This is a genomic window from Streptomyces nigrescens, from assembly GCF_027626975.1.
Lineage (GTDB): Bacteria > Actinomycetota > Actinomycetes > Streptomycetales > Streptomycetaceae > Streptomyces > Streptomyces nigrescens.
Genome location: NZ_CP114203.1, coordinates 6,372,898 through 6,391,552 on the forward strand (window position 1 = coordinate 6,372,898; position 18,655 = coordinate 6,391,552).

15 protein-coding genes are annotated in these 18,655 nt (G+C 71.2%); 10 read left to right on the top strand and 5 right to left on the bottom strand.

What is annotated here, in order from left to right:
• Window positions 1-100: 100 nt before the first annotated feature.
• The 5 genes from STRNI_RS28260 to STRNI_RS28280 all read left to right on the top strand — a co-directional run bounded on the left by STRNI_RS28260 (window position 101) and on the right by STRNI_RS28280 (window position 4,030).
• A complete protein-coding gene (locus STRNI_RS28260; protein WP_148593260.1) occupies window positions 101-1,327 on the top strand; it encodes a sensor histidine kinase in 1,227 nt (408 codons plus the stop codon).
• An 8-nt stretch (window positions 1,328-1,335) separates the two neighbouring features.
• Complete coding sequence (locus STRNI_RS28265; RefSeq protein WP_277413335.1) at window positions 1,336-1,974, top strand: response regulator; 639 nt, start codon at window positions 1,336-1,338, stop codon at window positions 1,972-1,974.
• A gap of 291 nt (window positions 1,975-2,265) precedes the next feature.
• A complete protein-coding gene (locus tag STRNI_RS28270; protein ID WP_274735512.1) occupies window positions 2,266-2,730 on the top strand; it encodes a VOC family protein in 465 nt (154 codons plus the stop codon).
• 173 nt (window positions 2,731-2,903) lie between these two features.
• Window positions 2,904-3,266 carry a winged helix-turn-helix transcriptional regulator gene (locus STRNI_RS28275; RefSeq protein ID WP_277412253.1) on the top strand — a complete coding sequence of 121 codons (363 nt, stop codon included), beginning with the start codon at window positions 2,904-2,906 and terminating at the stop codon, window positions 3,264-3,266.
• A gap of 260 nt (window positions 3,267-3,526) precedes the next feature.
• The gene (locus STRNI_RS28280; protein ID WP_148593253.1) at window positions 3,527-4,030 is read left to right on the top strand and encodes an anthrone oxygenase family protein; all 504 of its coding nucleotides are present in this window, start codon (window positions 3,527-3,529) and stop codon (window positions 4,028-4,030) included.
• Window positions 4,031-4,104: 74 nt separating this feature from the next.
• Here STRNI_RS28280 and STRNI_RS28285 read toward each other — a convergent pair whose 3' ends face one another.
• From STRNI_RS28285 to STRNI_RS28295, 3 genes are all read right to left on the bottom strand, one after another.
• Window positions 4,105-4,692, bottom strand: coding sequence for a TetR/AcrR family transcriptional regulator (locus STRNI_RS28285; protein WP_018088160.1), 588 nt, complete (start codon window positions 4,690-4,692; stop codon window positions 4,105-4,107).
• A 288-nt stretch (window positions 4,693-4,980) separates the two neighbouring features.
• A complete protein-coding gene (locus tag STRNI_RS28290; protein ID WP_277412254.1) occupies window positions 4,981-5,985 on the bottom strand; it encodes an aldo/keto reductase in 1,005 nt (334 codons plus the stop codon).
• 291 nt (window positions 5,986-6,276) lie between these two features.
• The gene (locus STRNI_RS28295; RefSeq protein ID WP_381845664.1) at window positions 6,277-7,809 is read right to left on the bottom strand and encodes an MFS transporter; all 1,533 of its coding nucleotides are present in this window, start codon (window positions 7,807-7,809) and stop codon (window positions 6,277-6,279) included.
• Between the two features lie 101 nt (window positions 7,810-7,910).
• Here STRNI_RS28295 and STRNI_RS28300 point away from each other — a divergent pair, with 101 nt between their 5' ends.
• Window positions 7,911-8,834, top strand: a complete 924-nt coding sequence (locus tag STRNI_RS28300; RefSeq protein WP_229838201.1) for a helix-turn-helix transcriptional regulator — start codon at window positions 7,911-7,913, stop codon at window positions 8,832-8,834.
• Between the two features lie 58 nt (window positions 8,835-8,892).
• Here STRNI_RS28300 and STRNI_RS28305 read toward each other — a convergent pair whose 3' ends face one another.
• On the bottom strand, window positions 8,893-10,347 hold the full coding sequence (locus STRNI_RS28305; protein ID WP_026169373.1) for an MFS transporter: 1,455 nt from the start codon (window positions 10,345-10,347) through the stop codon (window positions 8,893-8,895).
• 153 nt (window positions 10,348-10,500) lie between these two features.
• Here STRNI_RS28305 and dusB point away from each other — a divergent pair, with 153 nt between their 5' ends.
• Together dusB and STRNI_RS28315 are read left to right on the top strand one after the other, a co-directional pair.
• Complete coding sequence (gene dusB, locus STRNI_RS28310; protein WP_093644177.1) at window positions 10,501-11,628, top strand: tRNA dihydrouridine synthase DusB; 1,128 nt, start codon at window positions 10,501-10,503, stop codon at window positions 11,626-11,628.
• Between the two features lie 212 nt (window positions 11,629-11,840).
• A complete protein-coding gene (locus STRNI_RS28315) occupies window positions 11,841-12,413 on the top strand; it encodes a MarR family winged helix-turn-helix transcriptional regulator (RefSeq protein ID WP_277412255.1) in 573 nt (190 codons plus the stop codon).
• A gap of 115 nt (window positions 12,414-12,528) precedes the next feature.
• Here STRNI_RS28315 and STRNI_RS28320 read toward each other — a convergent pair whose 3' ends face one another.
• A complete protein-coding gene (locus STRNI_RS28320) occupies window positions 12,529-13,443 on the bottom strand; it encodes a helix-turn-helix transcriptional regulator (protein WP_277412256.1) in 915 nt (304 codons plus the stop codon).
• 102 nt (window positions 13,444-13,545) lie between these two features.
• Between STRNI_RS28320 and STRNI_RS28325 the strand changes: the two genes are divergently transcribed.
• Both STRNI_RS28325 and ppdK read left to right on the top strand, forming a co-directional pair.
• Window positions 13,546-15,060, top strand: coding sequence for an MFS transporter (locus tag STRNI_RS28325; RefSeq protein ID WP_277412257.1), 1,515 nt, complete (start codon window positions 13,546-13,548; stop codon window positions 15,058-15,060).
• Window positions 15,061-15,718: 658 nt separating this feature from the next.
• Window positions 15,719-18,499 carry a pyruvate, phosphate dikinase gene (gene ppdK / locus STRNI_RS28330; RefSeq protein WP_371874924.1) on the top strand — a complete coding sequence of 927 codons (2,781 nt, stop codon included), beginning with the start codon at window positions 15,719-15,721 and terminating at the stop codon, window positions 18,497-18,499.
• Window positions 18,500-18,655: the final 156 nt, after the last annotated feature.

Genomic DNA, 18,655 nt, shown 5'->3' on the forward strand with positions numbered 1-18,655 from the left:
TCAGTAACCCCGCTGTCCGACTTGGGGTGGCACCAGCTACACCCCCGGAACGGACACTGCTGTCATGGCCGCCCCAGAACCGGCCCCATACGGTTGGATCATGACCGTCCCGCCCCGGCTCCGCCGGGCCCTCATCCGTATGCGGCGCGACCTCGCCTTCGTCGCCGCCGGGGTGCCGCTGCACCTCGTCCCGGCGCTGCTGTTCTGGTGGGCCATCTCCCTGCTGACCGACACGGTGAACGGGGTCTCTTCCGAGGCTCCCGTGGAGCTGATCGCCCCGCTGACCCTGCTGGTCATCGCCGGATACGGGTTCACTGAGGCGCAGCGCTGGCGGTTCCGGGCGATTTGCGGGGTGGAGCTGCCGCGGCTGCGGTTCACCGAGGGCAAGCGGCAGCTGGGCTACAACTGGCTGGTCGGCCCGCTGCTCGGAGTACTGGAACTCCTGTTGCTGGCACTGCTGTTGACGGCGCTGGTCGCGGCGCTGGTGCTGGTGTGGGTGTGGCTCGTTCCGCCGCAGTGGCGTCGCGGGCACCCCGGCTACACCGTCCCCGGTGCCTATCTCACCGTGCTGGGGCTGGTGGCACTCGCCGCGGTACCGGGTCTGGCCGCGGGGCTCGTCCGGCTGGAGATCCTGGTCGGGCGGGCGGTGCTGGGCGTGAGCCGGTCCGAGGAGCTGGCGCGGCGGGTCGAGGACCTCACCGAGAGCCGGGCCGGTGCGGTGGACGCCGCCGACGCCGAACGGCGGCGTATCGAGCGGGATCTGCACGACGGCGCACAGCAGCGGCTGGTGTCCCTCGCGCTGAACCTCGGGCTCGCCAAGGCCACCCTCACGGACCTGCCGCCGGAGGCACGGGAGGTCATCGATGCCGCGCACCGCGAGGCGAAGGACGCGATCGAGGAACTCAACCATCTGGTGCGGGGGCTGCATCCGGCCGTTCTGGACGAACTGGGGCTGGATGCCGCCCTGTCGGGGCTCGCGGCCCGCGCACCGCTGCCCGTACGGCTGCGGGTGGATCTGCCGGCTGAACTGCCGCAGCGGACCGCGCCGGCCGTCGAGGCGGTCGCCTACTTCGTCGTCTCCGAGGCGCTGACGAATGTCGCCAAGCATGCGCGGGAGGCGACCCGGGCGGAGGTGACGGTCACCCGGCTCGGCGAGATACTTCGGGTGGTGATCGCCGATGACGGTATGGGCGGCGCCGATCCGGCCAAGGGGAGCGGCTTGAAGGGGCTCGCCCAGCGCGTGCGCTCCGTGGACGGAACGTTCCGGATGAGCAGCCCCGTGGGGGGCCCGACCATGATGAGCGTGGAGCTGCCGTGCCCGATGTGAGGCGTGCCGTGATCGCCGAGGACTCCGTTCTGCTGCGGATCGGGCTGGTCAAGGTGGTGGAGATGGCCGGGTTCGAGGTGGCGGCCGAGGCGGGGGACGCGCAGGGGCTGCTGGCGGCGGTCGAGGAGCACCGGCCGGACCTCGCGGTGGTGGATGTCCGGATGCCGCCGGGCTTCACGGACGAGGGCGTGCGCGCGGCGCTGGCGATCCGGCAGAAGTGGCCCGGCACCGCGGTGTTGATGCTCTCCCAGTACGTCGAGGAGCGGTACGCGGCCGATCTACTGGCGACGAACACCAGCGGGGTGGGCTATCTGCTCAAACAACGGGTCGCGGATGTCGAGGAGTTCATCGAGGCGCTGCGGAGGGTGGCGGTCGGCGGCACCGCGCTCGACCCGCAGGTCGTCGCCCAGCTGCTGGTGCGCCGGGCGAGCGATCCACTGGAGCGGCTGACGGCCCGCGAACGGGAGGTTCTCGCCCTGATGGCCGAGGGCCGCTCCAACGCGGGCATCGCCGCACAACTGGTGGTGAGCGAGAGCGCGGTCGCCAAGCACATCAACAACATCCTCGCCAAGCTGGACCTGCCGAAGGCGGACGCCGACCACCGCCGGGTGCTGGCGGTGCTGCATTTCCTGGGGGTGGGGGGTTAGGGCTCGTCCGGGGCCTGGTTGGTGGTTGCTGGTTGGTGGGTGGTGGTTGGTTGGGGTGCTGGTCGGTGGGGTGGGCGCTGGTCGAGTGGCGGGCTCTGGCCTGGGGAGGGGCGGGCCCTTGCCTGGGGAGGGCGGGCCCGGTCGTCGGTGGGGTGAGGCCCCGGAGCTGCCGGACCGGGCGCCCGTCCTGCGGTCGCTGACCGTATGCGCTCATGGAGCGCATCCGAACCACCCGGCTGGGTGCGGGCGGCGGGCCGCCGGTGTCAGTGCCATGGGCTATAGGTGGTGACCATGACCTCAACTCCTGTGCACTGGAAGCTCGTCGTCGACGCTCATGACCCGCACGCCCAGGCCGACTTCTGGGCGGCAGCGCTCCACTACGAGGTCGAGGACCACAGCGCCCTGATCGCCAAGCTCCTCGACCTCGGCGCCATCCCGTCCGAGATCCTCCTCGATCACCACGACCGGCGCGCCTGGCGGGACGCGGCGGCGGTACGTCACCCCGACGACCCGTACGACGCGGAGAGCGGCGCGGGACTGGGGCGTCGGCTGCTCTTCAACCGGGTGCCTCCGTCGGAGAAGAAGACGGGCAAGAATCGCCTGCATATCGACCTGCACGGTCCCGCGGGCCAGCGGGACACAGAGGTTGAGCGCCTCCGTGCCCTCGGCGCCAGCACCCAGCGCCACGTCGCGGAACAGGGCGGCGAGTGGGTGGTCATGACGGACCCGGAAGGCAACGAGTTCTGCGTGCACTAGCCTTCCAGGGCCGCCGGGTACGCCCTCGAAGTGCGCCCGCTGTGCTCTTCCAGGGACCGCCGGCCACATTCGCCGGCTGAGCACATCGGAACTGCTCCTCTAGTCTTCCGGGAGCCCAGTCACCAGAAGGCCCGAAGGCCCGAAGGCCCGAAGGTCCGCAGGAGGAACCGCCCATGGCAACGCCGACACCGGGGCAGCCCGTCCGTGGCTCGGCCAAGGGGCGGCCGCTCATGGCCGCGCTCGATCTGTTCGGCCGGCGGTGGAGTCTGCGCATCGTGTGGGAGCTGAAGGAAGGCGCCCTGGGCTTCCGCCCCCTCCAGCAACGGTGCGACAACATGTCCTCCAGCGTGCTGCGCCAACGCCTTCTGGAACTGGTCGAGGCGTGCCTGGTGGAGCAGAACCCCGAGGGCCAGTACGTCCTCACCGCTCTCGGCGAGGACGCCCACCGGGCCCTTCGCCCCCTCGCCTGCTGGTCGGAGGGGTGGGCCGCTGAGCTGTCCGAGCGCTCCCGTGCGGCCGGCCAGGAATCACCCTGAGCGTCCCGGTGCCGCACGGCACCGGAGGCCGGCCCGGCGCGTATATCCGTTGGGCCCGATCCGCGGCGTACGGACGTTGGGCCCGATCTGCGGCGTACGGCGGTGGGGCTCGATCCGCGGCGTACGGACGTTGAGCCCGGCCCGCGGCGTACGGTCGTCAGCCCGATCCGCGGTGTACGGCTGCGCCGGGCGGCTCGTTCGCCGGAAGGGCGGGGGTCGCTCTCGGTAAGGTCGGCCCACATTTCGGATTCGGAGGAGCCATGAGAGTCCTGCAGACCGTCACGCTCCTGGTGGCGACGCTCGGTACGGGCCTGATGGCCGGCCTGTTCGCCGCCTTTGCCTATGCGGTGATGCCCGGACTCGCCCGCTCCGCCGACCGCACCTTCGTCCAGGCCATGCAGAACATCAACCGGGCCATCATCAACGGCTGGTTCCTGCTCCCCTTCCTGCTGCCGATCCCGCTGCTCCTCCTCGCCACCGTCCTGGCCTGGAACGGACACGGGCGGGTGGCCCTGCCCTGGATCCTTGCCGCGCTGGTGCTCTACCTGGCGGGCTTCTTCGTCACCAGCGGGGTCAACGTCCCGCTCAACAACGCCCTCGACAAGGCCGATACGGGAGACGACGACCGGACCGAGGCCGCAAGGGCCGCCTTCGAGGGCCGCTGGGTCACCTGGAACCGCGTCCGCGCCTTCCTCCACACCGCTGCCTTCGGTGTCCTCGCCTGGGCCCTCTTTCTGCACGGCACGGCAGCAGGCACGACGTAGCGGCCGGTGGTGTGCTGTTGAAGCCGCCGTGCTGAGAGCGCTGGGCTCGGGCCGCCGTGCTCGGGTCTCCGTGTTCAGGTCTGCGTGCGCAGGCCCCGCAGGACCAGGTCGCGGACGGCCTCGAAGTCGGCGGTGATCTCGGGGCGGGACCACTCGGGGGCGTAACACGGGTCGTGGAAACGGCCGGTGGCGTCGAAGACGGCGCGGGCGGTGGTGCTGGGGGAGGGGGTGTGGAAGTCGCCCTGGCTGACGCCGGCTTCGATGATGGAGGTGAGCTGGGCTTCGAGGTCGGTGATGTGACGGTCGACCACGCCGCCGCTCTCTCCGATCAGCGTCATATAGGTGGCGAACAGTTCGGGATCGTCGCCGGCCTTGTGCCGCTTGGCCTCGAAAAGGGCGGTCAGCCAGCGGTCCAGCCGCTCCGGAGCTGGCCCTTCCGCCGTGACGATGACCGACAGCTCCTTGCTCGTACGGTCCAGCCAGCGCTCCGTGACCGCCTCCCGCAGCGCCGTCTTCGTACGGAAGTGGCGGTAGACGCTGCCATGGCTGACGCCCAGGGCCCGCGCCACATCCACGACCGTGGCCTTGGCCGGCCCGTAGCGGCGCAGCACCTCTTCGGTGGCTTCGAGGATGCGCTCTGGGGTCAACGTCTCGGGCGGCATGGGGCGGGTCGGCCTTTCGGGAAAGCGGGTGGTCGCGGGGCGGGAGGGCGTGGGGGACGGTGGTACGTACGGACGGTACCTGGCCGTGCCCCGCAACCGCTCCGGTGGCCCGGTGGCGGCCCGGCGGCCCGGTGGCGGCCCGGTGGTCCGATGGCGGCGTGGCCCCGTGGCCCCGTGGCGACACTGCCCCGTGGTCGCTTTGGCTGGTGGACGCCGCCCGAGGTCACCCGGGTCGGTGACGGCGCCGCCCCGCAGTGATGCTTCCCCAGTGCTCCGCCTCCCCGGTGGTCAGTGCTCGCTGTCCAGGTGGGCCATCTGTGCGCTGGGGTAGCGGTCGCCGGCGGCGGCGCCGGCCGGGATGGCCTGCTCTATCGCGGTGAGGTCGTCGGCGTCCAGAGTGACGTCCAGGGCGCCGAGGGCCTCGGTCAGCCGGTCGCGGCGGCGGGCGCCGATCAGCGGGACGATGTCCTCGCCGCGGGAGAGCACCCAGGCGATGGCGGTCTGCGCGACCGAGACGCCCTTCTGTTCGGCGATCTTGCGCAGCGCCTCCACCAGGTCGAGGTTGCGGTCGAGGTTCTCGCCCTGGAAGCGCGGGCTCATGCCCCGGAAGTCATTCGCGGCGAGCTTGCGGTCGCGGGTGAAGTGGCCGCTGATCAGGCCGCGGGACAGGACCCCATAGGCGGTGATGCCGATGCCCAGTTCGCGGGCGGTCGGCAGGATCGCCTCCTCGATGCCGCGGGAGATGAGGGAGTACTCGATCTGGAGGTCGGCGATCGGGGCCACGGCGGCGGCCCGGCGCAGGGTCTGCGCGCCCACCTCGGACAGGCCGATGTGGCGGACATGTCCGGCCTCGACCAGCTCGGCGATGGCGCCGACGGTCTCCTCGATCGGGACGTCCGGATCCACCCGGGCGATCCGGTAGATGTCGATGTGGTCGGTGCCCAGGCGCTGGAGGGAGTACGCGGCGAAGTTCTTCACCGCCTTCGGCCGGCCGTCATAGCCGGTGAAGTGGCCCTCGATGGTGCGCAGAGCGCCGAACTTCACGCTGATCTGCGCCTTTTCGCGAGCCGCCGCGGGGGCGGTGCGCAGACCTTCGTTGATCAGCAGTTCGTTGTGGCCCATGCCGTAGAAGTCGCCGGTGTCGAGCAGGGTGATGCCCGCGTCGAGGGCGGCGTGGAGGGTGGCGAGGGATTCGCTGCGGTCGCTGTCGCCGTAGAGGGCGGACATGCCCATGCAGCCGAGGCCGAGGGCGGAGGTCTGCGGGCCGGTGGTGCCCAGGGTGCGGGTCTGCACTGCGTGCTCCTGGAGGTGAGGGGAGGGAGGCTGAGGGGACGGGGAACGGCTGCCGTGTATTCACCATGACATGACGGCTGACAGATTTCAATATCTGTCAGCCGTCATGTGGATCCGGAATTGAGCGTCGGGAGTCGAGCGTCGACCGTCGGCGTCGGACGTCTGCTGTCGCCTGTCCCCCGCCTATCGCCGCCCCCCCGCCGCCCGTCCTCGCCCGTGAGCCCTCCCCGTTTTCTCGCTCCTCGCCGGTCAGCGCAGGGTCAGCCCAGGATCAGCCCAGGTCAGGGCACCTCAACGCACGGTGCGTGGCAGGCGCAGGGCGAGCAGTGTCGTGCCGGCGACGATGGCCAGTTGTGTCAGCAGTGCGGCGAGCAGGGCGTCGCGGATGCCGACGGACGGCAGCAGCGAGAGGAAGAGGGTGCCGAGGGTGGCCACGCCCAGGGCGAGGCCGGACTGCTGGGTGGTGACCATGGCGCTGCCGCCCACGCCCGCCTGCGTCATCGGCAGTTCGCTCAGCGCGATGCGCATCAGCACCGGCATCACCATGCCCTGTCCGATACCCAGTACGGCCATGCTCGGCGCGAGGCCGGCCACCGATATCCCGGGCCAGCCCGCGTGCACGGTCAGTGCGAGCAGGGTCAGCCCGGCGCCCTGGATCAGTGAACCGGCGACCACCACCCGCCGCCCGAACCGCAGCACCAGCCGCGGACCGGCGAGCGAGGCGAGGAAGAAGGCGGCGCACAGCGGCACCAGGGACAGCCCGGCCGCGAACGGGCCGAAGTGCAGGCCGCTTTGGAGGGCGACCGCCACGACGAACATGAAGCCGCCGAAGCCCAGTGTGAACGGAACGAGCATGAGAAGTCCGCTGTTCACGGAGGGGATGCGCAGCAGCGAGGGCGGGACCAGCGGCGTACGGCCGAGGCGCTCGGCCCGGCGCTCGACCAGAACGAACGCGGTGGCGGCAAAGGGGAAGGTGGCCAGCAGGACCCAGGACCACAGGGGCCAGCCGGCCGCCCGGCCCTCGGTCAGCGGCAGCAGCAGGGCGATCAGGGCGGTGGCGAGCAGTGCGGTGCCGGGGCCGTCGACCCGGGCGGGGTGCGGGGAGCGGGTCTCAGGGACCGTACGGGCGGCCAGCAGCCAGGCCGCGGCGGCCATCGGGACGTTCACCAGGAAGACCGCGCGCCAGCCGGTGCCCGCGAGGTCGACGGAGACCAGCAGCCCGCCGAGCACCTGGCCGACGGCGCTGGACACCCCGGCCGTGCCGCCGTAGAGGCTGACGGCCTTGGCGCGCCGCTTACCTGTGGTCGTCGCCTGGATGGTGGCCAGCACCTGCGGCAGCAGCAGTGCGGCCGCGCCGCCCTGGGCGACCCGGGCGGCCACCAGCGTCCAGGCGTCCGGCGCCAGACCGCAGGCCAGCGAGGTCAGGCCGAAGGCGGCCAGGCCCCACAGGAACAGCCGGCGGCGGCCGATCATGTCGCCGAGCCGCCCGCCGAGGACCAACAGCATCGCGTAGGCGACGCCGTAACCGGCCACCACCATCTCCAGCATCGCCGGGCCCGCGTGCAGATCGTGGTCGATGGTGGGCAGGGCGACATTGACGATAAAGAAGTCGATCATGGGGAGGGCCGCGCCCAGCAGTACGGTCAGCAGGCCGAGCGGGGTCAGCACGGTCGGACGCTGCTGCTGTGGGGCGGGGCCGGGTGCGGCCGGTGCCTCCAGGGTCGCCGGGGCGCCCGGGAACGCGGCCTCCGGGGCGGTGGCCGGCGCTCCCAGGGGCACGGCCGGGGCTTCCGGGGTGGTCGTCTGCGCTCGGATATCGCTCACGGGTTCGACGATCGTCGACCGCTCACCCGGGTACCAGAGTGTTCTTATCCTGGTACCAGTGCTACCTGGCAACCGGCTCGGGCCTGCGGCACGCTGGACCCATGACCCTGGACCCGTCCCCGCCGCAGCCTGCCACAGGCCCCGGTGGCGCCGCCGCCCCGCCGTACGGCACCGCTCCGCGCGATGACGCCGCCCGCCGGGCCGAGCTGGCCGCCTTCCTGCGCAGCCGACGGGAGCGGATCACACCCGAGCAGGTCGGGCTGCCGAGGGGCGCCCGCCGGAGGACCCCCGGTCTGCGCCGCGAGGAGGTCGCGCACCTGGGTGCGGTCGGGGTCACCTGGTACACCTGGCTCGAACAGGCCCGGGACATCCATGTATCGCCGCAGGTCCTGGACGCGGTGGCCCGTGCCCTGATGCTCGACCGCGCCGAGCGCAGCCATCTGTTCGCGCTGGCGGGGGCGGTCGATCCGATGCCCGGCAGGGAGTGCACGGGCGTGACGCGGGAGCTGCGGCAGCTCCTGGAACAGCTCACCCCGTTCCCCGCGGTCGTCCAGAACAGCCGCTTCGACATCCTCGCCTACAACCGCACGTACGGCCGCCTGCTGTGCGATCTCGATGCGCTGCCCCAAGAGGACCGCAACTGCATGTGGCTGGCGTTCACCCACCCCGAATGGCGGGCGAGCATGGGCGATCTGGAGGGCGCGATGCGGGTGATGGCCGCCAAGTTCCGGGCGTCGATGGCCGAGCATGTCGCGGAGCCGGCCTGGAAGGCGCTGGTCGCGCGGCTGACGGAGGCCTCGCCGGAGTTCCGGGAGATCTGGGCGCAGCACGAGGTCGTCCGCCCGGTCAGCTCCGTCAAGCTCTTCCGGCATCCGCGGGTGGGCGCGCTCGAACTGACCGCCACGAGCCTGTGGACGGGGCCCAACCCCGGTCCCAAGCTGCTCTTCTACACGCCCGTGGACGAGACGTCACGGGAGCGGCTGGAGCAGCTGGCGGCGGAGCCGGCGGCGCTCGCCGCGGTGTGACCGTACGGCCGGACGTCTGAGGGGGCGCGGGCTCGCCGGGCCGGAAGGAAGCCCCCTCCTAAGGCCGCGCATCCGCCGGCCGGTACCCCGGGGCCTCGTCCTCGAACAGCGCCGCCGTGCGGTCGGCCGTCGCCCTCGCCCACCGGCCCGTGGTCAGAGCGCCGAGCAGCAGGACGGCCGCGCCGCAGCCGGCGATGATCCACCACGCCGGGCGGCCGGCCGCGAGGAAGGCGTCCGCGGTGGCGGCGGCATGCGCCCCGCTCGCCAGTACGGCGCCGATCACCGCGACGCCGAGCGACTGCCCGACCTGCCGGCTGGTGGAGGCGACAGCGGCGGCCACCCCGGCCTGGGCGCGGGGCATCCCGGACACCGCGGTGTTGGTGATCGGGGCGTTGACCAGGCCGAACCCGATGCCGAACAGGACATAGCCGGTGAACAGCAGCGGGTTCGTCGACTGGGCGTCGAAGGCCGCGAAGAGCAGCCCGCTCGCCCCCATCGCCGTACCGGCCAGGAGCAGTGACAGCCGGGGCCCGCGGCTGCCCACCAGCCGTCCCGACACCGGCGCGAAGATCAGCGTCATCCCGGCCATGGGGAGCATGTAGAGCCCGGCGTCCAGAGCGGACAGACCGCGGATGTTCTGCAAATACAGCGTGTTGATGAAGAGGAAGCCGGCCAGCGCGGCGAAGGCGCAGACCGCCACGACCGTAGCTCCGCTGAACGGTGCGCTGTGGAAGAACCGCAGATCGATCAGGGGTTCCCGGCGGCGCCGCTCATAGCCGATCAGACCGGCCAGAGAGGCCAGCGCGAGCAGCACGAACGCCAGGATCTCCGGGGACGTCCAGCCGGCGTCCGGGGCCTCGATGATCGCGTACGTCAGCGAGCCCAGCAGCCCGATCACCAGCAGCTGGCCGACCGGGTCGACACGGCGCGGCTTGGGGGCGCGCGATTCGGGGACGTAGCGCAGGGTCAGGAAGAGCGCGAGGGCGCCGATCGGGACGTTGATCCAGAAGATCGAACGCCAGCCGACGCTCTGCACCAGCAGCCCGCCGATCACCGGACCGGCGGCCATGCTGATGCCGACGACCCCGCCCCACGCCCCGATCGCCCGGGCCCGTTCCCGCGGTTCGGTGAAGGTGTTGGTGATGATCGACATTGCGACGGGGTTGAGCATCGAGCCGCCGACCGCCTGCACCATCCGGAAGACCACCAGCCACTCCAGGCTCGGCGCCAGGCTGCACAGCAGCGAGCCGGCCGCGAAGACCACCAGCCCGATCAGGAAGATCCGGCGCCGCCCGAGCCGGTCGGCGGTGGAGCCGGCCAGCATCAGCAGCGCCGCCAGCACCAGGGTGTAGGCGTCGATGGTCCACTGCATGCCGGCGACCGAGGCGTGCAGGTCACGCTGGATGGACGGCAGGGCGACATTGAGGATGGTGTTGTCGAGGCTGACGATCAGCAGGCTCATACAGCAGATCGCCAGCACCAGAAGACGCCGTCGACGGCTGAGCTCAGGCATTCTTGAACGCTACAACGATCCGCCGTCCCCGGCCCTGGCGGGGCCACTCGCGCGGTGCGGGACAATGGGAGGTCGCAGCGGCCGGTACCCCGTACGGCCGCGGCCCGCCCGCCCCGCCAACGGAAGCCGAAGAAAGCCGAAGGTATCGCCGCCATGACTCTGCTGCAGATCGGTCCGCACGCGGTGCAGCCACCCGTGGTCCTCGCGCCGATGGCCGGGATCACCAATGCCCCGTTCCGGACGCTGTGCCGGGAGTTCAGCGGCGGCAAGGGCCTGTTCGTCAGCGAGATGATCACGACGCGGGCGCTGGTCGAGCGCAACGAGAAGACCATGCAGCTGATCCACTTCGACGAGACCGAGAAGCCGCGCTCGATCCAGCTGTACGGCGTCGACCCGGACACCGTCGGCAAGGCCGCCCGCATGATCGCGGAGGAGGACCTCGCCGACCACATCGATCTGAACTTCGGCTGCCCGGTCCCGAAGGTGACCCGCAAGGGCGGCGGCTCGGCGCTGCCGTACAAGCGCAATCTGCTGCGCTCGATCCTGCGGGAGGCGGTGGCGAACGCGGGCGGCCTGCCGGTGACGATGAAGATGCGCAAGGGCATCGACGACGACCACCTCACCTACCTCGACGCGGGGCGGACCGCGGCCGAGGAGGGCATCACGGCGATCGCGCTGCACGGGCGCACCGCGGCCCAGCACTACGGCGGCACCGCCGACTGGGACGCCATCGCGCGCCTCAAGGAGCATGTCCCGGAGATCCCGGTGCTCGGCAACGGCGACATCTGGTCGGCCGAGGACGCCCAGCGGATGATGCGGGAGACCGGCTGCGACGGAGTGGTCGTGGGGCGCGGCTGCCTCGGGCGGCCGTGGCTCTTCGGGGATCTGGTCGCCGCCTTCGAGGGCACCGGCACCTACGCGCAGCCGACGCTCAAGGAGGTCGCCGCCGTCATGCTGCGGCACGCCACCCTCCTCGGCGAGTGGATCGGCGACGAGGCGCGCGGCGTGATCGACTTCCGCAAGCACGTCGCCTGGTACACCAAGGGCTTCTCGATCGGCTCCGAGATGCGCCGCGGTCTCGCGGTGACCTCCTCCCTCGACGAGCTGGACGGGCTGCTGTCGGAGCTCGACCTGGACCAGCCCTGGCCGGCGGGCGCGGACGGCCCGCGCGGCCGTACCTCGGGCCGCAACCGGGTCGTCCTGCCGGACGGCTGGCTGGACGACCCCTACGACTGCGCGGGCGTGGACGCGGGCGCGGAACTGGACACCTCGGGCGGCTGAGCCGGGCCGGGAACGGCGGTGCCGCGAAGCCCCCACCCCTACGGCACCCGTGTACCTCCATGGCGTGTCAGCGCGCAGGCGCGGGCCGCCGAGGCCGTGTCGCCCTACCGTTTGCGCCCGTACGGGAGGCGCCCGGCAGCCCGTACTGCCGCTCCCGGGACCCGGCAGGAACGGGCGGCGGGACCGAGGCGGAGGCCGAAGGAGTCGCTGTGGTGAGCGGGCACCGTTCCATCGGGGACACGGAGAAGGCCGTCCAGGCCAAGCTCGGTGACACCCCCGTCCGCCACGAGCGGATGGCCGCGGTCGCGAATCTCTACCGCGCCGCGGCCGCCGTACGGCAGCACTTCGAGAACTCCGTACTGCGCGGCGTCGAGCTGACCTGGACCTCCTTCGTCGTGCTGTGGGTGGTGTGGATCGGGGGCGAGCGGGAGACCCGCCTGGTCGCCGAGGAAGCCGGTATCTCCAAGGGCACGCTCACCGGCGTCGCCCGCACTCTCCAGAGCCGCGGCCTGCTGGAGCGCAAGGACCATCCGACCGACGGACGGCTCGCCCTGCTCGCGCTCACGCCCGAGGGCGAGCGGCTGATCGCCTGGGTCTTCCCGGAGTTCAACGCCGAAGAGGTCTTTGTCACCGAGGGGTTGAGCGACGATGAGGCGCTGGACCTGGCGGATCTGCTGCGCCGGATCGTGGACCAGGTCGAGACCCGGGGCGAGGACCGGCGGCTGGAGCTGCTGGACGGCCATGAGCCGCGCCCGCGGCGGAGCGGACGCCGGGCCAAGAGGTAGGGGAGTGGGGTGGGGGCCGTGGCTCCCCGGTTCACCACCCCGCGCCGCCCGTACGACCGCTGCCTCACCCCGCGCCGCCCGTACGATCGCCGCCTCTTACCGGCCGCCGTACCGGTCAGCTCTCCGGTGCGCCCCCCGCGCCGGCGGCCACCAGCCCGGCGGCGCCGATCTCCCGGTAGCGGACGAGGAGTTCACCGAGTACCCGGACCGCCTCCTCGTCGGCCGGCGTGTAGATCCACATCTTGGCGTCCGGGACGGCGGTCGTGGTGAATCCGGTCGCCGTGATGGTGACCTCGCGGCCGTCGGCCGTCCGGAATCTCTTGCGGTGGGTGACCGGTGCGGTGACTTCGTGCCGGGCCCACATTTCCGCGAAGAGCGGGCTCGCCCCGGAGAGTTTCCGGATATACGCCTGCCAGTGCGGGTCATGGGGGCGTCGGCCGAATTCGGCCCGCAATTGGCCCACCATGAAGGAGACTTCACGCTCCCAGTCGACGAGCGGCTGGCTTTCCTCGTCCGCCGTGAAAAGGCGCCACAGCACATTACGGTCGGCCGGTGGCAGCAGCACGATACGGGGGTCGAGTGCCGCATAGGCGTCGTTGAACGCCAGTACGTCGTAACCGGCGGACACCAGGCCCGTCGGCAAGGGATTCAGCGCGTCCAGAATGGTCTGCGCCTCGGACGGCAGCGGCTGCCGCGCCGGGGTGCAGGCCGCGGCGCCGGGGACCCCGGCGAGCCGGTGCAGATGCTCGCGTTCGGCCGGGCCGAGCAGCAGCGCGCGGGCGATGGCATCGAGCACCTGCACACTCGGGTTGATGGCCCGGCCCTGTTCGAGCCAGGTGTACCAGGCCACTCCGACCCCGGCGCGCTGGGCGACCTCCTCGCGGCGCAGCCCCGGGGTGCGCCGCCGTGGACCGCCGGGCAGTCCGACGTCGGCCGGTGTGATGCGCTCCCGGCGGAGCCGCAGAAAAGCGGCGAGTTCACCGCGCCGGGAGGCCGCGGCGGCTGCGGAACGGGTGTGGGTGCTGGACACCGCACCATCATGCGGGACGCCGTGACCCCGTGCCAGATACCGCCGGTACCAGGATCACTGGATATCTGGTACCCGAATACCCCGGCCGTGATCATCGCTGTCATGAGCGAGCTGACACAGGACCGCATCCTCGAACCCGGCCGGATATCCGCCGTGGAATCCGCGGACGGCGTCACGAGGGATGCGCCGCCCGCCGCCCCGAAAGGAAAACGACCGCAGCACACCGGAATCCTTCTTGTCGTCCTCGGCGCGGTGTTCATGGCGCTGCTGGATGCCACCGTGGTGAATGTCGCCACCCCGACCATGCGGACCGACCTCGACACCACCGGTTCCGCACTCCAGTTGATCGTCTCCGGCTATACGATTTCCTATGCGGCGCTGCTGATCACCGGCGCCAGACTCGGTGCCCGGCACGGCTTCCGGACCGTCTTCCTGACCGGTCTCGCCACCTTCACCCTCGCCTCGCTCGCCTGTGGCCTGGCGCCCACGGCGGGGGTGCTGATCGCCGCCCGTGTGGTGCAGGGCCTCGGCGCGGGGCTGATGGTCCCGCAGATCTACAGCCTGATCCAGCTGACCTTCGAAGGGCCCGCCAGGGCACGGGCGTTGAGCCTGTACGCCACGGTGATCGCGGTCGCCGTGGTGGTCGGCCAGGTCGCCGGCGGACTGCTGGTCAGTGCGGATCTGTTCGGCACGGGCTGGCGTCCGGCCTTCCTGATCAATGTGCCCGTCGGGCTGGCGCTGCTGGTCGCCGCGGTACGGCTGCTGCCCGTCGGGACGCCCCGGTCGGCCAAGGGCCTTGACCTGCCCGGCCTGGTCACGCTGACGGCCGCGCTGCTGTTGCTGGTCATACCGCTGGTCCTGGGCCATGAGCAGCACTGGCCGCTGTGGACGACGCTCTGTCTGGCCGCCGCGGCCCCGATGTTCGGGGTGTTCGTGCTGGTCGAGCGGGGGGTCGCACGGCGCGGCGGGGCTCCGCTGGTGCCCGGCCGGGTGCTGCGCTCACCGGACCTGGTGTGCGGTGCGGCCGCGCTGTTCTTCGGCATGGCCGGGTACGCGGGCTTCCTCTTCTCCTTCTCCCAGCATCTGCAGTCGGGGCTCGGCGAGTCCGCGACCCGCGCCGGTCTGGCCTTCGCCCCGCTGGCCCTCGGCGTCGCCACCGGCAGCCTCACCTGGCAGAAGCTGCCCGCCCGGTGGCATCTGCCGATGATCGCCTCCGCCTCCGCCCTGGCGGCGGCCGGATATCTGGGCATCGGGTACACCCTGCGCGCGGGCGGCCAGGGAGGTCTCGTCCTGCCGGCGCTGCAGCTCCTCTGGGGGCTCGGCCTCGGGTACACCACCAGCCCGCTGCTCACCCTCGCGCTGTCCCGGATCGACCCCGCGGACGCCTCGGATGCCAGCGGGGTGCTCACCACCGTCCCGCAGCTCGCGCAGGTGGTCGGTGTCGCGGTGTACGGCAGCGTCTTCCTGGCCCTCGCGGACCGGCCCGGGACCGCCGGAGCCGCCGCGCCGTCGGCCGTCGCCTCGGCGCAGGCCCTGTACGCGACCGCGCTGCCGGTGGCGGCCGGCACCCTGCTCGGCGCGCTGGCGGTCCTCCCGCTGCTGCGCAAACGGCGCTGAGCCGGGGACGGCCGCTCGTCCGGCGGCCGTCCCGCGCGCGGGGAACGACGGGCGGGGGCCATCGTTCACGACCCTCTGTCCGCCCCGCGCCATATGGGCGAGCGGCCGGCCGAACGGGGCCGTGAGGGGGAGGAGCTGCTCGTCGTGCCGGCCGGACGGTATACGAACCCGGACGTCGACGTGGCGTTCCCGGCCCCCGAGGACTATGGCCTGATCCTGACGCTCCGTACTCCGTGGTCGGTGGCGCGAAGGTGTGCCTGGATCGAGGCGGAACTTGCCCTTCTGTGCTCGGCGCACGAAGTGCGGGCGGACGCTTTCCTTGATCAGGTAGCTGGAACGGGGTCCAAATGATGGAACCCCGTCACACATGAGCGCGTGATTCTCGCCACCCCTGATAGGGGGTGCGCTCAGATGAGCACATGGAGCGGGGCTCCACCTCTCCAATGATGGCACCGGGTGCCACGCTTCATGTGTTCGATTAATTAAGCCATTCGTTGCAGTGCGTAGCACAGATCTCCTCTGCAGCTACGTTGCGCAGTGATGCATTCAGGTAATGAAGTCTCCTCCAAACGCATGATCACTTTCGATCTGGTGGCGGACGACTGGTTACGCAGGTATGTCGACCAAGTGGACGTACCCATACGCCTTCGATCTGGGTATGTTCCTCGCCGTCAGGGCAGCCCGTCGGCGAGGAGTCAGTGCCGTGCCGGAAACACAAGATCCCCACGTAACCCAGCCTTCGTCCGCGAAGTTCGTCTACGACTTCACCGAGGGCAACAAGGACCTCAAGGACCTGCTAGGCGGCAAGGGTGCGAACCTCGCCGAGATGACCAACCTGGGACTTCCCGTCCCTCCCGGCTTCGTCATCACCACCGAAGCCTGCAAGGTCTACCTGGACAGCGGCACCGAGCCCGCGGCACTGCGTGCCGAGGTCTCGGAGCACCTCGACGCCCTTGAGCAGAAGATGGGGAAGAAGCTCGGCCAGGCCGATGACCCGCTGCTCGTATCGGTGCGTTCCGGGGCGAAGTTCTCCATGCCCGGCATGATGGACACCGTCCTCAACATCGGCCTCTCCGATGCGTCGGTTTCCGGCCTCGCCGCGCAGGCCGGTGACGAGCGCTTCGCGTGGGACTCGTACCGCCGCCTCATCCAGATGTTCGGCAAGACCGTGCTGGGCGTCGACGGCGAGCTCTTCGAGGAGGCGCTGGAGGAGGCCAAGCAGGCCAAGGGCATCCGCGTCGACATCGAGCTGGACGCCGCCGACCTCAAGAGCCTGGTCGCGCACTTCAAGGACATCGTGGCCAAGGAGACCGGCCGCGACTTCCCGCAGGAGCCGCGCGAGCAGATGGACCTCGCCGTGCGCGCGGTCTTCGACTCGTGGAACACCGACCGCGCCAAGCTCTACCGTCGCCAGGAGCGCATCCCCGGCGACCTCGGCACCGCGGTCAACGTCTGCTCCATGGTCTTCGGCAACCTCGGCCCGGACTCCGGCACCGGCGTCGCCTTCACCCGCGACCCCGCCAGCGGCCACCAGGGCGTCTACGGCGACTACCTGCAGAACGCGCAGGGCGAGGACGTCGTCGCCGGTATCCGCAACACGGTCCCGCTCGCGGACCTGGAGCAGATCGACAAGGCGTCGTACGACGAGCTGATGCAGATCATGGAGACGCTCGAAACGCACTACAAGGACCTGTGCGACATCGAGTTCACCATCGAGCGCGGCAAGCTGTGGATGCTGCAGACCCGGGTCGGCAAGCGCACCGCCGGTGCCGCCTTCCGGATCGCCACCCAGCTCGTCGACCAGGGTCTGATCGACGAGGCCGAGGCCCTCCAGCGGGTCAACGGCGCGCAGCTGGCGCAGCTGATGTTCCCCCGCTTCGACCTCGGCGCGAAGTCCGAGACGATCGGCCGCGGTATCGCCGCCTCCCCGGGCGCGGCGGTCGGCAAGGCCGTCTTCGACTCGTACACCGCCGTCAAGTGGTCGCGCTCCGGCGAGAAGGTCATCCTGATCCGCCGGGAGACCAACCCGGACGACCTCAACGGCATGATCGCCGCCGAGGGCATCCTCACCTCCCGCGGCGGCAAGACCTCGCACGCCGCCGTCGTCGCCCGTGGCATGGGCAAGACCTGTGTCTGCGGCGCCGAGGAGCTGGAGGTCGACACCAAGTCCCGCAAGATGACGACCCAGGACGGGACCGTCATCGAAGAGGGCGACGTCGTCTCCATCGACGGCTCCACCGGCAAGGTCTACGCCGGTGAGGTGCCGGTCGTGCCGTCTCCGGTCGTGGAGTACTTCGAGGGCCGGATGCACGCCGGCGCCGAGGACGCCGACGAGCTGGTCAAGGCCGTCCACCGGATCATGGCGTACGCGGACCGGGTGCGCCGGCTGCGCGTACGGGCCAACGCCGACAACGCCGAGGACGCCGCCCGCGCCCGCCGCTTCGGCGCCCAGGGCATCGGCCTGTGCCGCACCGAGCACATGTTCCTCGGTGAGCGTCGCGAGATGGTCGAGCACCTCATCCTGGCCGACAACGAGAGCGACCGGGACGCGGCGCTCAGCCAGCTGCTGCCGCTCCAGAAGGCCGACTTCATCGAGCTGTTCGAGTCGATGGACGGGCTGCCGGTGACCGTACGGCTGCTGGACCCGCCGCTGCACGAGTTCCTGCCCGACATCACCGAGCTGTCGGTGCGGGTCGCGCTCGCCGAGGCCCGCAAGGACGCCAACGAGAACGATCTGCGGCTCCTCCAGGCCGTGCACAAGCTGCACGAGCAGAACCCGATGCTGGGTCTGCGCGGTGTGCGCCTGGGCCTGGTCATCCCCGGTCTGTTCGCGATGCAGGTGCGCGCGATCGCCGAGGCGGCCGCCGAGCGCAAGAACGCCAAGGGCGACCCGCGTGCGGAGATCATGATTCCGCTGGTGGGCACCGTCCAGGAGCTGGAGATCGTCCGCGAGGAGGCCGAGCAGGTCATCGCCGAGGTCGAGAAGGCCCACGGCGTCAGCCTCAGGCTCACCCTCGGCACGATGATCGAGCTGCCCCGCGCCGCCCTCACGGCCGGTCAGATCGCCGAGTCGGCCGACTTCTTCTCCTTCGGTACGAACGACCTCACGCAGACGGTCTGGGGCTTCAGCCGCGACGACGTCGAGGCCAGCTTCTTCACCGCGTACCTGGAGAAGGGCATCTTCGGCGTCAGCCCGTTCGAGACCATCGACAAGGACGGTGTGGGCTCCCTGGTCCGCAACGCCGTCGCGGCCGGCCGCGCCACCCGCCCCGACCTCAAGCTCGGGGTCTGCGGTGAGCACGGCGGTGACCCGGAGTCCGTCCACTTCTTCCACGAGGCCGGACTGGACTACGTCTCCTGCTCGCCGTTCCGCATCCCGGTCGCACGGCTGGAGGCGGGCCGCGCGGCCGCCGAGTCCAAGGGCAGCGACAGCCGCTGACCCCACCGGGGCACCGCGGGCGCCAGGCGCGTCCGCGGCCCCCGGACAGCCCACCGGAGCCGGCGCCACGGCACCTCACCCTCAGCCGCCTGTGGCTGTCGGCTCCGGCACCCCGACGAGGGCGGCACCTGTGCGGAGGTGCCGCCCTCGCTCCGG

Coding starts and splice junctions, on each gene's coding strand:
- ppdK (WP_371874924.1), top strand. CDS start 15,719: ATGTTCCTCGCCGTCAGGGCAGCCCGTCGGCGAGGAGTCAGTGCCGTG.
- STRNI_RS28275 (WP_277412253.1), top strand. CDS start 2,904: ATGGCAACGCCGACACCGGGGCAGCCCGTCCGTGGCTCGGCCAAGGGG.
- STRNI_RS28270 (WP_274735512.1), top strand. CDS start 2,266: ATGACCTCAACTCCTGTGCACTGGAAGCTCGTCGTCGACGCTCATGAC.
- dusB (WP_093644177.1), top strand. CDS start 10,501: ATGACTCTGCTGCAGATCGGTCCGCACGCGGTGCAGCCACCCGTGGTC.
- STRNI_RS28325 (WP_277412257.1), top strand. CDS start 13,546: ATGAGCGAGCTGACACAGGACCGCATCCTCGAACCCGGCCGGATATCC.
- STRNI_RS28285 (WP_018088160.1), bottom strand. CDS start 4,692: ATGCCGCCCGAGACGTTGACCCCAGAGCGCATCCTCGAAGCCACCGAA.
- STRNI_RS28305 (WP_026169373.1), bottom strand. CDS start 10,347: ATGCCTGAGCTCAGCCGTCGACGGCGTCTTCTGGTGCTGGCGATCTGC.
- STRNI_RS28280 (WP_148593253.1), top strand. CDS start 3,527: ATGAGAGTCCTGCAGACCGTCACGCTCCTGGTGGCGACGCTCGGTACG.
- STRNI_RS28300 (WP_229838201.1), top strand. CDS start 7,911: ATGACCCTGGACCCGTCCCCGCCGCAGCCTGCCACAGGCCCCGGTGGC.
- STRNI_RS28260 (WP_148593260.1), top strand. CDS start 101: ATGACCGTCCCGCCCCGGCTCCGCCGGGCCCTCATCCGTATGCGGCGC.